Source organism: Variovorax sp. WDL1 (genome assembly GCF_001541225.1).
Lineage (GTDB): Bacteria > Pseudomonadota > Gammaproteobacteria > Burkholderiales > Burkholderiaceae_C > Variovorax.
This window is the reverse complement of record NZ_LMTS01000080.1, coordinates 1-12552: the sequence shown is the minus strand read 5'-3', so window position 1 is coordinate 12552 and position 12552 is coordinate 1. Positions and strand designations below refer to the sequence as shown.

Here is a 12552-nt window from a genome sequence, read left to right as displayed (position 1 = left end):
CGGGGCGAAATCCCGGCCCCGCACTCAACCCAACAGCAACCTCCAAACCAGCCCACCAGGCGCCACCCCCCTGTCCCAAAGGCCCAAAGAGCAAACCAGAAACCCGCGCGCTCATTCCTCATCCTCCACATGCCTGCTGCTGAGCGACCGCCACCACAGCACCGGAATGATCAGCGTGAAGACGAAAACTTCCTTGAACGCGCTCGCCCAGAAGGAGGAGAAGGCCTCGAGCTGCCCCACGATGAGCGCCCCCACCAGCGCCAGCGGGTAGCTGGCCAGCCCGCCGACGATCGCCGCCACGAAGCCCTTCAACCCGATCAGGAAGCCCGTGTCGTAGTAGATCGTGGTGATCGGCGCGATCAGCAGTCCCGAGACCGCCCCGATCGCCGCCGCCAGCGCGAAGCTCAGGTCGCCCGAGAGCCCTGTGGGAATACCCATCAGCCGCGCGCCGACACGATTGATCGCGGTTGCCCGCAGCGCCTTGCCCACGATCGAGCGCTCGAAGAACAGGAACATCAACACCACCAGCGCAGCCGTGACCGCCACCACCACCAGCGACTGGCCGGTGACCGCGACGCCTCCCAGGTCCAGCCGCAGTTCGGAGAAGGCCGGCGTGCGCGAGCCCTCGGCACCGAAGAAGAGCAGCCCCAGCCCGACGAGCACGCCATGCAGCGCCACCGACACGATCAGCAGCGTGAGGACGGTCGCATCGGCCAGCGGCCGGTAGGCCAGCCGGTAGAGCAGCGGGCCCAGCGGCACGATCACGGCGAGCGCGGCGAGCGTCTGCGTCAGCAGCGATTCGGGCCGCAGCAGCAGCACCAGCGCGCAGGCCGCGAGCGGCAGCGCCACGCACCAGGCGAGCGTCGACACCCAGTCCACCACTGCGCCGCGCTTCCACCGCCACAGCTCCACCACGAGTGCCGCCGCCGCCAGCACCAGCAGCAGCCACAGCGTGGCCGGCACACGGCCGGCCTGCAGTGCCCCCACCGACAGTGCGCTGAACGCGACGAATTCCCCTTGCGGGATGAAGATGACGCGGGTCACCGAGAACACCAGCACCAGTGCCAGCGCCATGAGCCCATAGATCGCGCCGTTCACGATGCCGTCCTGCCCCAGGATCAGGGCGATTTGCAAATCCATGCATCCACTCCGACGCAGAGCGCGAGGGCTCCAATTGACTCATTGTTCCAAAAACGAACGCGCCCCCTTCGCGAAACACCGCGGAACCGGCTTTGCCGGGCGCTGGTGTTGCCCCCGGTGAGGGGGTGGGCGGCTACACGGAGTGAGCCAACCTGGGGGGAGAGCTAGTGACACCCCGGCAGGGGCTGGGCGGCTACACGAAGCGAGCCAACCTGGGGGCGAGCCTAGTCCGCAGGCTGGTACTTCCAGGCGCCGTTCTCGATCTTGACCATCACGCGCGCGCGCTGGTCCAGGCCCAGGTGGTCTGTGGGCGACATGGTGAAGATGCCATGCGCGCCGGGGACGTTCTTCACCTCTTCCAGCGCATCGCGCAGCGCGGCGCGGAAAGCCGGCGTGCCGGGCTGCGCCTTCTTGAGCGCGGCGGGAATCGCGGCATTCATGATCAGGCCGGCATCCCAGGCATGGCCGCCGAAGGTGGACACGCTGCCCTTGCCATGGGCCGCCTCGTAGGCATTGACGTAGGCCAGCGCGGACTTCTTGAGCGGATGCGAATCGGGCAGCTGCGACGCGACCAGCATCGGGCCGGAAGGCAACAGCGTGCCCTCGACATCCTTGCCGCCGACGCGCAGGAAGTCGGAATTGGCAACGCCGTGGGTCTGGTAGACCTTGCCGGCGTAGCCGCGCTCCTTCAGCGTCTTCTGCGGCAGCGCGGCCGGGGTGCCGGAGCCGGCGATCAGCACCGCGTCGGGCTTGGCGGAGATGAGCTTGAGCGCCTGGCCGGTGACCGAGGTGTCGCTGCGCGCATAGCGCTCGTTGGCCACGACCTTGAGCTTCTTCAGCTCGGCCGCCTTGGTGAATTCCTGGAACCAGCCTTCGCCGTAGGCGTCGGAGAAGCCGATGAAGCCGACCGTCTTCACGCCGTTGGTGGCCATGTGCTCGGCGATCGCGAGCGACATCATGATGTCGTTCTGCGGCGTCTTGAAGACCCACTTGCGCTTGGCGTCCATGGGCTCGACGATGCGCGCCGAGGCCGCCATCGAGATCATCGGCACCTTCTCCTCGGCCACCACGTCGATCATGGCCAGCGAGTTGGGCGTCACCGTCGAGCCGAGCACGATGTCGACCTTGTTCTCGCTGATCAGCTTGCGCGTGTTCGACACCGCGGCGGTCGTGTCGGAGGCGTCGTCGAGCACGATGTAGTTGATCTTCTGCCCGCCGATGGTCTTGGGCATCAGCGCGATGGTGTTCTTCTCGGGGATGCCGAGTGAGGCGGCCGGCCCGGTCGCCGACAGGGTGACGCCGACGTTGATGTCAGCGTGCGCAGCGAAGGCCATGGCGCACAGCAGTGCCACGCCGAGGCGGGTGAAAGAACTCATGAACGGTCTCCGGTAGTTGAAAAAATCGTGCGCGCTCAGCGTTCGTCGAAGGACAGCCGCACGCGCTCGGTCAGGGGGTGTGCCTGGCAGGTGAGGATAAAGCCGCCCGCGACCTCATTCTTGTCGAGCGCGAAGTTGCGCTCCATCCGCACTTCCCCTTCCAGGAGCTTGGCGCGGCAGGTGCCGCAGACGCCCGAGGTGCAGGAGTACGGCACCTCCAGGCCGGCGGAGGACGCCGCGTCCAGGATGCTGGGCTGGCCCAGGGTATAGGGGATCTCGCGCGCGATCCCGTCGCGCACGATGGTGATTCGGGCCGTTTCGGCATCCCCCGGCTGCGGCGCGTGCACCACGGCGCCCACCGTGCCGGTGGGGGACTGGGCGAGCCCGAAGCGCTCGATGTGGATGCGTTCCTCGGGCACGCCGGCCTCCAGCAGCGCGGCCTCGGCCTCGTCGTTCATCTGGAAGGGTCCGCAGATGTAGACGTGGTCGATGCTCCCGGGCGGCACAAGGCCCTGGAGGAACTCGGCGATCTTCTCGCGGTTCATCAGCCCGGCGTTGATGGGCACGTCGGTGTGCTCGTCGGAGAACACGTGCTGCAGCACCAGGCGCGTCATATAGCGGTTCTTCAGGTCCTCGATCTCCTCCTTGAACATGGTGGAGCGCAGCTGCCGGTTGCCGTAGATGAGCGTGAAGCGCGAATGCGGCTCGCGCGCCAGCACGGTCTTCATGATCGAGAGAATGGGCGTGATGCCGCTGCCGCCCGCGATGCCCACGTGGTGGCGCCGCGCATCGGGCTCGATCGGCACGAAGAAGCGGCCCTGCGGCGCCATCACCTGCAGCGTGTCTCCGGGCTTGAGGTTGCTGTTGATCCAGTTGGAGAACAGGCCCTGCTGCACCTTGCGCACGCCCACGCGCAGCTCGCCGTCGTCGACGCCGGCGCAGATCGAATAGGAGCGGCGCAGGTCCTGGCCGTCGATCTCCTTGCGCAGCGTGAGGTACTGGCCCTGGGTAAAGCCGAACACGCCGCGCAGTTCCTGCGGCACGTCGAAGGAGACGATCACCGCCTCGGTGGTGTCGGGCTCGATGCTGCGCACGCGCAGGGGGTGGAATATGACGCTCATGGCTCAGAGGGGTTTGAAGTGCTCGAAGGGTTCGCGGCAATCCAGGCAGCGGTAGAGCGACTTGCAAGCCGTGGAGCCGAAGGCCGAAAGCCGCTCGGTGTGGGCGCTGCCGCAGTGCGGGCAGGCCACCGGCGCGGCCGGCGGGCGGCGCACCAGGCGGATCGGCATTGCGCCCCCGGGCAAGGCTGCCGCGCCCGGCGGCGCTATGCCGTATTCGCGCAGCTTGCGCTTGCCTTCGGCGCTCATCCAGTCGGTGGTCCAGGCCGGGGCGCGGCGCAGCGTCACGCGCGCCGGGCCGAGTCCTGCGGCGTCGATGGCATCGAGCACGCTGCGCTCGATCACCTCGGTGGCGGGGCAGCCGGAATAGGTCGGCGTCAGCACGATCTCCAGCCCCTCGCCCTGCGGCAGGACCTCGCGCACGATGCCCAGGTCGCAGACCGACAGCGCCGGCACCTCGGGGTCGAGCACGGTGCCGAGCACCTCCCAGGCGCGCGCGACGCGGGCCTCGTCGGCAGCGGGGAGGCACAGCTCACTCATCACCAGACCCCGCCCGGATACGCGCGCTGCAGATACTGCATCTCGGCCAGGATGTAGCCCATGTGTTCGCTGTGCACGCCGCGCTTGCCTGTGCTCATGAAGGCCGATTCGGCCGGCATGGGCAGCGTGGCCTCCGCGAGCACCGAACCCATCTCGGCGAACCAGGCCTCGCGCAGCTCGGACCAGGCCGGCCCTAGGCCGCTGGCGCGCGCTTCCTCGTCGATCGCATCCGACGCGAAGAGCTCGGGCACATAGCGCCACAGCTGGGCCAGCGCGGCCTCCATGCGCGAATGCGATGCGTCCGTGCCGTCGCCCAGGCGCACGACCCAGTCGGCCGCATGCTGCTGGTGGTAGCGCGCTTCCTTGATGGCCTTCGCCGCGATGGCGGCCACCTCGGCATCGCTCGAGGATTCGAGCTTCTCCCACAGCAGCTTGAGCAGCGTCGCCGCCATCGCGTTGCGCAGCACGCTGAAGGCGAAGTCGCCGCGCGGCAGCTCGACCAGCGTGGCGTTGAAGTAGTCGCGCTCGTCGCGCAGGAAGGCGAGCTGGTCCTCGTCGTGCGCGCGGCCCTCGATCTGCCCGGCGCGGGTCAGCAGTGCGCGCGCCTGGCCCACCAGGTCCAGCGCCATGTTGGTCATGGCGATGTCTTCCTCCAGGACGGGTGCGTGGCCGCACCATTCGCCCAGGCGCTGCGCCAGGATCAGGCACGTATCGCCGATGCGCAGCAGGTACTGCACGTGGGGGCTGCGGTCGAGTTCGATGGATGCTTGCATGGCGTCACGTCACATGTGGTCGACCGATTTCGGCAAGACGTAGAAGGTCGGATGGCGGTAGACCTTGTCTTCCGCCGGGTCGAAGAACATGTCCTTGTCGCCCGGGTCGCTGGCGACGATCTGGTCCGAGCGCACCACCCAGACGCTCACGCCTTCCTGGCGCCGCGTGTAGACGTCGCGCGCCATCTGCAGCGCCATCTTCGGATCGGGCGCATGCAGGCTGCCGCAGTGCTTGTGGTCCAGGCCGGCCTTGCTGCGGACAAACACTTCCCACAAGGGCCACTCGCGTCCTGCCGACGCGGTGGCCTTCGGCGCTTCCGTGCTCGACCCCACCCCAACCTCCCCCTCACCAGGGGAGGGCAAAGTGCCCTCTTCAACGCTGTTCATGCTGCCAACCTCTCTGATCGTTCGTGCTTTGCCGCGTACGCAAGGGCCGCTTCCCGCACCCAGGCGCCCTCGTCCCAGGCCTTCACCCGCGCGCCGAGCCGCTCGCGGTTACAGGGCCCGTCGCCACCGATCACCCGCCAGAACTCGGCCCAGTCGATCGGGCCATGGTCGTGCGCCTGGCGCTCCTCGTTCCACTTCAGGTCGGGGTCGGGCAGGGTCACGCCCAGCACCTTGGCCTGCTCGACCGCGGCATCGATGAACTTCTGGCGCAGCTCGTCGTTGGTGAAGCGCTTGATGCCCCAGCGCATGGATTGCGCGCTGTTGGGCGATTGGTCGTCCGGGGGGCCGAACATCATGATCGAGGGCCACCACCAGCGGTTCACCGCGTCCTGCACCATCGCCTTCTGGGCGTCGGTGCCGTGCTGCATCATGGTGAGCAGCGCCTCATAGCCCTGGCGCTGGTGGAAGCTTTCCTCGCGGCAGATGCGGATCATGGCGCGCGCATAGGGCGCGAAGGAGCAGCGGCAGATCGGCACCTGGTTCATGATCGCCGCGCCGTCCACCAGCCAGCCGATGGTGCCCATGTCGGCCCAGGTCAGGGTGGGGTAGTTGAAGATCGAGCTGTACTTGGCCTTGCCGGTGTGCAGCGCGTCCAGCATCTGGTCGCGGCTGGTGCCCAGGGTCTCGGCCGCGGCGTACAGGTAGAGGCCATGGCCGCCCTCGTCCTGCACCTTGGCCAGCAGGATGGCCTTGCGCTTCAGCGTGGGCGCGCGGCTGATCCAGTTGCCCTCGGGCAGCATGCCGACGATCTCGGAATGCGCATGCTGGCTGATTTGCCGCACCAGCGTCTTGCGGTAGTGCTCGGGCATCCAGTCCTTGGCCTCGATGAAGCCGCCGGCGTCGATGCGCTCGTCGAAGCGCTGCTCCAGGCGCATTTCTTCGGCCGAGCGCACGGCCTTGGGGCCGTCCTTGTCCTTGCCCATCGTGTCCATGGCTTGCGTGTACATGGCGTGTCCTTTCAGGTCTTGGGGCGTTCGTCGATCACGCGCCGGGCCTTGCCGGTGAGCGTGCGTTCGAGCGTGGCGGGCGGCTGCACCAACACGGTGGTCGAGATGCCCACCAGGGTCTTGACGCGCTGCTGCACCCACTCGGCGATCTGGTCGCACTCGGCATCGGGAATGCCGGCGGCGGCCTGCTGCAGCTCGCAGCGCACTTCCACGCTGTCGAGGTGGCCGTCCCGGGCGACCTTGATCAGGTACTGGCCCGAGAGCTTTTCGTGCGCAAGCACGATCTCCTCGATCTGCGTCGGGAAGACATTGACGCCGCGGATGATCAGCATGTCGTCGCTGCGCCCGACGATCTTGCCCATGCGGCGAAAGCTGCGCGAGGTAGGCGGCAAGAGACGCGTGAGGTCGCGCGTGCGGTAGCGCACGACGGGCAGCGCCTCCTTGGTGAGAGAGGTGAAGACCAGCTCGCCCTCCTCGCCGTCGGGCAGCACCTCGCCGGTCTCGGGGTCGATGATCTCGGGGTAGAAATGGTCTTCCCAGACCACCGGGCCATCCTTGCTCTCGATGCATTCGCTGGCCACGCCGGGGCCCATCACTTCCGAAAGGCCGTAGATGTCGACCGCGTCCATGCCGCCCTTTTGCTCGATCTCGCGCCGCATGGCCTCGGTCCAGGGCTCGGCGCCGAAGATGCCGACCTTGATGGAGTTCTCGCGCGGATCGAGCCCCTGGCGCTGGAACTCCTCGATGATCACCTGCATGTAGCTGGGCGTGACCATGATGACGTCGGGCCGGAAGTCGCGGATCAGCTGCACCTGCTTCTCGGTCTGGCCGCCCGACATCGGGATGACGGTGCAGCCTGCGCGCTCGGCGCCGTAGTGCGCGCCCAGCCCGCCGGTGAAGAGGCCGTAGCCGTAGGCCACGTGCACGATGTCGCCGGGCCGCGCGCCCGCGGCGCGGATCGAGCGTGCCACGAGGTTCGCCCAGTGCTCGATGTCCTGCAGGGTGTACCCCACAACGGTCGGCTTGCCCGTGGTGCCCGAGGAGGCGTGGATGCGCGCCACCTGCTCGCGCGGCACCGCGAACATGCCGAAGGGGTAGTTGTCGCGCAGGTCCTTCTTGACGGTGAAGGGGAACTTCGCGATGTCGCTCAGCTGCTTCAGGTCAGCGGGATGCACGCCGCGCGAATCGAAGGCCTGGCGGTAGTGGGGCACCTTGTCGTAGGCGCGCTGAAGGGTGGTCTTGAGGCGCTGCAGCTGCAGCGCGGCAATCTCGTCGCGGCTCGCGGTTTCGATGGGTTCGAGATCACCGGGCGAAGGGCGTCGGACGGGCATGGAAGTCTCCTGGATTCCTGGGGGCTGCTGCGTTCAGGCCGGTGCGACCGGCTTGCCCTTGAGAGTGTAGGAACGCCCGCGGAACACCGCGACCCGCTCGCCGCGCTGGTTCAGCACCTCCGTGTCGTAGACGCCCGTGCGGCCCGTCTTCGACACCTCGACGCAGCGTGCCACCAGCCGGTCGCCCTCGCGCGCCGGCGCGACGAAGTCGATGCCGAAGCCGGATGCGACGGTCACCTCGTTGTAGGAGTTGCAGGCATAGGCGAAGGCCGAATCGGCCAGCGCCGAGATGAAGCCGCCGTGGCAGATGTCGTGGCCGTTGAGCATGTCTTCGCGCACGGTCATGGTGACGTCGGCGCGGCCGGGCGCGATCGCCTCGATCTCCATCCCGAGGCCTCGCACGGCGCGGTCCCTGGCGAACATGGCATCGCGCACGCGTTCGGCGGTGTGCTGGGCATGGGGGTCGCTCATCGGTCGGGGGCTTTCTCAGCGGTCGTTGAACTGCGGCAGGCGCTTGGCGCGGAAGGCCTCCACGCCTTCGCGGTAATCGGCGGCGGCGCCGAGCTCGCGCTGCAACGCGGCCTCGCGCGCCATCGCCGCGGGCAGGTCCAGCGCCTGGGCATCGGCCAGGGCCTTGCGTGTGGCGACCAGCGCACGCACAGGCATCGCGGCCAGGCGCTGCGCCAGCCCCTCGACGGTGAGGCTGAGCTCGTCGTCCTCGACGCATTTCCAGATCAGGCCCATCTGCGCCGCCTCGGCCGCCGGCAGCTTGTCGCCCAGCAGGGCCAGGCCCATCGCGCGCGCCTGCCCTACCAGGCGCGGCAGCAGCCAGGTGCCGCCGGTGTCGGGCACCAGCCCGATCTTGGAGAAGGCCTGGATGAAGCTGGCCGAACGGCCGGCCACGACCAGGTCGCAGGCCAGTGCGAGATTGGCGCCCGCGCCGGCCGCGACGCCATGCACCTCGGCGATCACCGGCACGGGCATCGAGCGGATGCGCAGCACCAGCGGGGCGTAGAGCGACTCGATCACCTGGCCCAGGTCCTTGGGCGCGGCGCCTGGCGTGAAGTCCGGCGCCACCATCGGGTCGGACAGGTCCTGGCCCGCACAGAAGGCGCGCCCCGCGCCGCCCAGCACGACACAGCGGACCGCCGGGTCGCCTGCGGCCTCGTCCAGCGCGGCCATGAGCGCCGCATGCAGCTGCGAGGTGAAGCTGTTGAGCGCCTCCGGCCGATTGAGCTGGAGCGCGCGCACTGCGCCCGATTGCGTGCTACGTACCAAAGGTTCGTTCATCGTGGTGCTGCTGGTGGGATTGACGATCGGCCGAAGGACGCGTCTCGAATAATTGACCGACCGTTCGGTTGATTATAGGATTCGCGATCTTGCCCTCGCAAGCTTTGGTCCTCGGTGCTAACCCTGAAGGCTAGCGCGGGCCGCCCGTTTTTCCAATCATCATGGAGCGGATCTCATGCCCTGCTATGCGCTCGAAGGGGTGGTACCCGTGGTCGACCCCGGCGCCTACGTGCATCCCACCGCCGTGCTGATCGGCGACGTGATCGTGGGCCCCGGCTGCTACGTGGGCCCTTGCGCCAGCCTGCGAGGCGACTTCGGGCGCATCGTGCTCGAGCGCGGCGCCAACGTGCAGGACAGCTGCGTGATCCACGGCTTCCCGGACCAGGACACGGTGGTCGAGGAAGACGGCCACATCGGCCACGGCGCGGTGCTGCACAGCTGCGTCGTGCGGCGCGACGCGCTGGTGGGCATGAACGCGGTGGTGATGGACGAGGCCGAGATCGGCGAATCGGCCATCGTCGCGGCCTGCGCCTTCGTGCCGGCCGGCATGAAGGTGCCGGCGCGCAGCCTGGTGACCGGCGTGCCGGGCCGCGTTCGGCGCCAGCTCAGCGAGGAAGAGGTTGCCTGGAAGCAGGAAGGCACGCGGACCTACCAGGACCTCGCCCGGCGCTGCCTCGCCAGCCTGGTCGAGGTGCAGCCGCTGGCTGCGCAGGAGGACAACCGGCCGCGCCTGCAGTCGCCGGACGTGCGCCCGCTGATCGCCACGCGGCGCGGCTGAGGCCGCCTCTCGCCTTTTCCTCGCGCCTCAGCGCAGCTTGCGCGCGCCGGCCAGCGCGCGCTCGCCCTTCGCCGCCAGCGCCGGCGGCAGCTCCACTGCCCGCACGCCGCCGAAGAACAGATCGGCCACCATCTCGCCGATCGCCTCGTGGTCGAGCTCGCGGCCGGGTTTCATCCAGGTGAACATCCAGTTGATCATGCCGAAGAGCAGCATCGCCATCGGCTTGCCGAGCTTGCTCGCCGGGTCCTCGCCGCGCACCTCGGCGATGGTGCGGGCGAAGGCGGCGACCACGCGCCGCTCGACGCCGATGATGCGCTGCTGATCCTCCTCGCGCAGGAAGCGCACGTCCTCGGTCAGCACGCGCTGGGCGTTCTGCGCCATCGCGTATTCGGCCACGAAGCTGCGGATCAGCGCGCCCAGGCGGGCCTCGGGCGTCTCGTGTTCGCGCAGCACCTCTTCAACCACCGCCTCGAGGCGCTGCACATGCTCCTCGGCGATGCGCACGGCGAGGTCATGCTTGTCGCGCACGTAGTGGTAGAGCGTGGCCTTGGAAACGCCGCACGCCGCGGCCACCTCGTTCATCGACGTGCCCGCATAGCCGCGCTGCGCGAACAGCTGCGCTGCATTCGAAAGAATCATTTCTCGCTGGCCGTCGTAGCCAGCCGGGTCACGCACGCGAGCCATCCGGCAGCGCCCTTTCCATCGATGTTGTGCCGGCGCCGATGATGGCACGCCGCTACAACGCGCAGGTCCTGAACCCGAAGAACCCGTCGTCCCGCTCCGGCCAGGCGAAGCCGCGGCGCTTGGGCGATCGCAGGCGCGCGCGGGTGGCTGCAGAAGCGCCGCGAAGCACGCGCGCCGTGCCGAAGGCAGGCTGCGGGTCGAACTCGGTGCCTGCGCTCCAGGGGTCGGCACGGAAGTCGGGCCACGGCTGGAGGGTGCCGGCAGTCCACTCGTGCACGTCGGCCCAGCGGAAGCCGTGCCGCACGGCGGTGTGGGCGGCGATCTCCCATTCGATCTCGGTCGCGACCCGGCGCCCGGCCCAGCGGGCCCAGGCATCGGCCTCCCACCAGCTCACATGCACCGCGCTCTGGTTGCCGGCAGCGCGCATGGGCCGGCCGAAGCGCTGCTGCAGCACCGAACCGCCGCTGCCGCGCCGCGCCGCGCCGATCTGCTCCACGTGCCGCGGGCCACGGCGCCCCTCCGCCTGGTTGGCCAGCCAGGCGAGCCCGCCCGGAAGCCACAGCTCTTCGCGATCGTAGCCGCCGTCGTCGACGAACTCCACGTACTGGCTCCACGTGACGGGCTGGGCATCGATCTCGAACTCCGGCACCTCCAGCGTGCGCTGGCCGCGCTCCTGGGCGAAGGCAAAGCCGGGCTCGTCGAAGCCGAGCGTCCAAGGGGTGGCCGGCAGCAGCAGCGGCCCACGCTCCACCGGCGCGGGGCGGGCCTCGATGCCCAGCGGCAGGCCGAGGGTCTGCGCCATCACGACCAGCTGCTCGCCGCGCAGGTCTTCGTGGAACAGCGCCAGCCGATAGAAGTAGAGGCCGGCATCGGTCTCGACTGCATGCTCCAGCAGCTCGAGCGTGCTCTCCAGCGTCTCGAGCAGGTAGGCCTTGGTCAGCGAGAGATCGGGCAGCTCCGGCGACCAGCGCGCTTTGACATCGATCTGCGCGGGGTTCCACCAGGCATCGGCCTGCGGCTCGATGGCCGCCAGCCGCGTCGGGCGCACCGGGCAGTCGGCGCCGAAGGCGCGCTGCGTGTTGCGCGCGATCCACCATTCGGAGAACCAGCCGATGTGGCCGGCGAGCCAGAGCGGCGGATCGATGCCTTCCAGCCGCGGTACCGCCAGGGCCTCGGAGCCCAGCGCCTGCTCGTAGAGCGACAGCAGGTGCAGCGTGTGGTTGCGCGCGTCGATCAGCGCCAGCGAGAGCAGCTCGCGGCCCGCACGCCGCATCTCGGGCGAGTCGATGGCATGGGGAGGCCGGCCGGAGGTGCCGAAAGGCGTGCGGGACGGCGGACTCGAAGGCATGAGTCATTATGGCCACCAGCCTCGCCCCAAGCGGGGGGACTTCCCCGGGTCAACCCGCCGAGTGCCCCCGGGCGGGCGTTGCGCCGCGGCGAGTTAACATTCCGGGCTTTGCGCCGACCCTACCCGACTGGCGCCGAAACCACCCCCGAAGAGACATACCTTGTCCGCATTCCTCAAGTTCGCGCTGGCCATGGACTGGATCAGCGCCCAGCTCGGCAGGCTGGCGGCATGGGCCGTGCTCGCCGCCTCCTTGATCTCCGCCGGCAACGCCTTCGTGCGCTACGGCCTCGACTTCAGCTCCAATGCCTGGCTCGAGATCCAGTGGTACCTGTTCGCTGCCACCGTGATGCTCGGCGCGCCGCTGGTGCTCAAGCTCAACGAGCATGTGCGCGTCGACATCATCTACGGCAAGCTCAAGCGCAACGGCCCGGTCTACGTCGATCTCTTCGGCCTGATCTTCTTCCTGCTGCCGGTGATGGGCCTGCTGTTCTGGCTCTCCCTCCCCTTCTTCCTCGGCATGCTGAGGAGCGGCGAGATGTCCGGGAACATTGGCGGCCTGATCCGCTGGCCGGCTGCACTGATGATGCCCCTGGGCTTCGGCGCCGTGTTCCTGCAGGGCGTGGCCGAGGTGATCAAGCGCGTTGCCTACCTGCGCGGCCTGATCAAGATGGATACGCACTACGAGAAGCCGGTGCAATGAGCGCCGTTCCCCACACGCACCGCTTCCCAGGATAAGAAATGCGGCTCTGTTGAATTTCAAGTGGGTTGCCCAGCATGAGG

At 68.6% G+C, this 12552-nt stretch carries 14 protein-coding genes; 2 read left to right on the top strand and 12 right to left on the bottom strand.

What is annotated here, in order from left to right; genetic code table 11:
- Positions 1–111: 111 nt before the first annotated feature.
- From APY03_RS11835 to APY03_RS11790, 10 genes are all read right to left on the bottom strand, one after another.
- Complete coding sequence (locus APY03_RS11835; RefSeq protein ID WP_068677034.1) at positions 112–1140, bottom strand: branched-chain amino acid ABC transporter permease; 1029 nt, start codon at positions 1138–1140, stop codon at positions 112–114.
- Between the two features lie 224 nt (positions 1141–1364).
- Positions 1365–2516: an ABC transporter substrate-binding protein gene (locus tag APY03_RS11830; protein WP_068677024.1), complete on the bottom strand. Its 1152-nt coding sequence runs from the start codon at positions 2514–2516 to the stop codon at positions 1365–1367.
- A gap of 35 nt (positions 2517–2551) precedes the next feature.
- Positions 2552–3637, bottom strand: coding sequence for a 1,2-phenylacetyl-CoA epoxidase subunit PaaE (gene paaE / locus APY03_RS11825; RefSeq protein WP_068677023.1), 1086 nt, complete (start codon positions 3635–3637; stop codon positions 2552–2554).
- Positions 3638–3640: 3 nt separating this feature from the next.
- Positions 3641–4174, bottom strand: coding sequence for a 1,2-phenylacetyl-CoA epoxidase subunit PaaD (gene paaD, locus APY03_RS11820; RefSeq protein WP_068677022.1), 534 nt, complete (start codon positions 4172–4174; stop codon positions 3641–3643).
- Positions 4174–4947 carry a 1,2-phenylacetyl-CoA epoxidase subunit PaaC gene (gene paaC, locus APY03_RS11815; protein WP_068677021.1) on the bottom strand — a complete coding sequence of 258 codons (774 nt, stop codon included), beginning with the start codon at positions 4945–4947 and terminating at the stop codon, positions 4174–4176. The genes paaD and paaC overlap by 1 nt, the downstream gene beginning before the upstream one ends.
- A gap of 9 nt (positions 4948–4956) precedes the next feature.
- Positions 4957–5280 (bottom strand): 1,2-phenylacetyl-CoA epoxidase subunit PaaB, encoded by a 324-nt coding sequence (gene paaB, locus APY03_RS11810; RefSeq protein ID WP_068677020.1) that lies wholly within the window; start codon positions 5278–5280, stop codon positions 4957–4959.
- A gap of 50 nt (positions 5281–5330) precedes the next feature.
- On the bottom strand, positions 5331–6341 hold the full coding sequence (paaA, locus tag APY03_RS11805) for a 1,2-phenylacetyl-CoA epoxidase subunit PaaA (protein WP_068677018.1): 1011 nt from the start codon (positions 6339–6341) through the stop codon (positions 5331–5333).
- A gap of 11 nt (positions 6342–6352) precedes the next feature.
- A complete protein-coding gene (gene paaK / locus APY03_RS11800; RefSeq protein WP_068677016.1) occupies positions 6353–7672 on the bottom strand; it encodes a phenylacetate--CoA ligase PaaK in 1320 nt (439 codons plus the stop codon).
- Between the two features lie 33 nt (positions 7673–7705).
- The gene (gene paaI, locus APY03_RS11795; protein ID WP_068677014.1) at positions 7706–8143 is read right to left on the bottom strand and encodes a hydroxyphenylacetyl-CoA thioesterase PaaI; all 438 of its coding nucleotides are present in this window, start codon (positions 8141–8143) and stop codon (positions 7706–7708) included.
- Between the two features lie 15 nt (positions 8144–8158).
- On the bottom strand, positions 8159–8962 hold the full coding sequence (locus APY03_RS11790; protein WP_068677012.1) for an enoyl-CoA hydratase-related protein: 804 nt from the start codon (positions 8960–8962) through the stop codon (positions 8159–8161).
- Between the two features lie 175 nt (positions 8963–9137).
- Here APY03_RS11790 and paaY point away from each other — a divergent pair, with 175 nt between their 5' ends.
- On the top strand, positions 9138–9740 hold the full coding sequence (gene paaY, locus APY03_RS11785) for a phenylacetic acid degradation protein PaaY (protein WP_068677010.1): 603 nt from the start codon (positions 9138–9140) through the stop codon (positions 9738–9740).
- A gap of 27 nt (positions 9741–9767) precedes the next feature.
- On the opposite strand, the gene APY03_RS11780 is transcribed toward paaY, so the two are convergent.
- Both APY03_RS11780 and APY03_RS11775 read right to left on the bottom strand, forming a co-directional pair.
- Complete coding sequence (locus APY03_RS11780) at positions 9768–10424, bottom strand: TetR/AcrR family transcriptional regulator (protein ID WP_068677008.1); 657 nt, start codon at positions 10422–10424, stop codon at positions 9768–9770.
- Positions 10425–10476: 52 nt separating this feature from the next.
- Complete coding sequence (locus APY03_RS11775; protein ID WP_068677004.1) at positions 10477–11772, bottom strand: SUMF1/EgtB/PvdO family nonheme iron enzyme; 1296 nt, start codon at positions 11770–11772, stop codon at positions 10477–10479.
- 160 nt (positions 11773–11932) lie between these two features.
- On the opposite strand from APY03_RS11775, the gene APY03_RS11770 reads away from it, so the two are divergent.
- Positions 11933–12472, top strand: a complete 540-nt coding sequence (locus APY03_RS11770) for a TRAP transporter small permease subunit (RefSeq protein ID WP_068677002.1) — start codon at positions 11933–11935, stop codon at positions 12470–12472.
- Positions 12473–12552 lie beyond the last annotated feature (80 nt).

Excerpts from the sequence above, each read along its gene's own strand:
- paaK (WP_068677016.1), bottom strand. The coding sequence starts at position 7,672 with ATGCCCGTCCGACGCCCTTCGCCCGGTGATCTCGAACCCATCGAAACC.
- paaA (WP_068677018.1), bottom strand. The coding sequence starts at position 6,341 with ATGTACACGCAAGCCATGGACACGATGGGCAAGGACAAGGACGGCCCC.
- paaC (WP_068677021.1), bottom strand. The coding sequence starts at position 4,947 with ATGCAAGCATCCATCGAACTCGACCGCAGCCCCCACGTGCAGTACCTG.
- paaY (WP_068677010.1), top strand. The coding sequence starts at position 9,138 with ATGCCCTGCTATGCGCTCGAAGGGGTGGTACCCGTGGTCGACCCCGGC.
- paaI (WP_068677014.1), bottom strand. The coding sequence starts at position 8,143 with ATGAGCGACCCCCATGCCCAGCACACCGCCGAACGCGTGCGCGATGCC.
- paaE (WP_068677023.1), bottom strand. The coding sequence starts at position 3,637 with ATGAGCGTCATATTCCACCCCCTGCGCGTGCGCAGCATCGAGCCCGAC.
- APY03_RS11790 (WP_068677012.1), bottom strand. The coding sequence starts at position 8,962 with ATGAACGAACCTTTGGTACGTAGCACGCAATCGGGCGCAGTGCGCGCG.
- APY03_RS11780 (WP_068677008.1), bottom strand. The coding sequence starts at position 10,424 with ATGGCTCGCGTGCGTGACCCGGCTGGCTACGACGGCCAGCGAGAAATG.
- APY03_RS11775 (WP_068677004.1), bottom strand. The coding sequence starts at position 11,772 with ATGCCTTCGAGTCCGCCGTCCCGCACGCCTTTCGGCACCTCCGGCCGG.
- APY03_RS11835 (WP_068677034.1), bottom strand. The coding sequence starts at position 1,140 with ATGGATTTGCAAATCGCCCTGATCCTGGGGCAGGACGGCATCGTGAAC.
- paaD (WP_068677022.1), bottom strand. The coding sequence starts at position 4,174 with ATGAGTGAGCTGTGCCTCCCCGCTGCCGACGAGGCCCGCGTCGCGCGC.
- APY03_RS11830 (WP_068677024.1), bottom strand. The coding sequence starts at position 2,516 with ATGAGTTCTTTCACCCGCCTCGGCGTGGCACTGCTGTGCGCCATGGCC.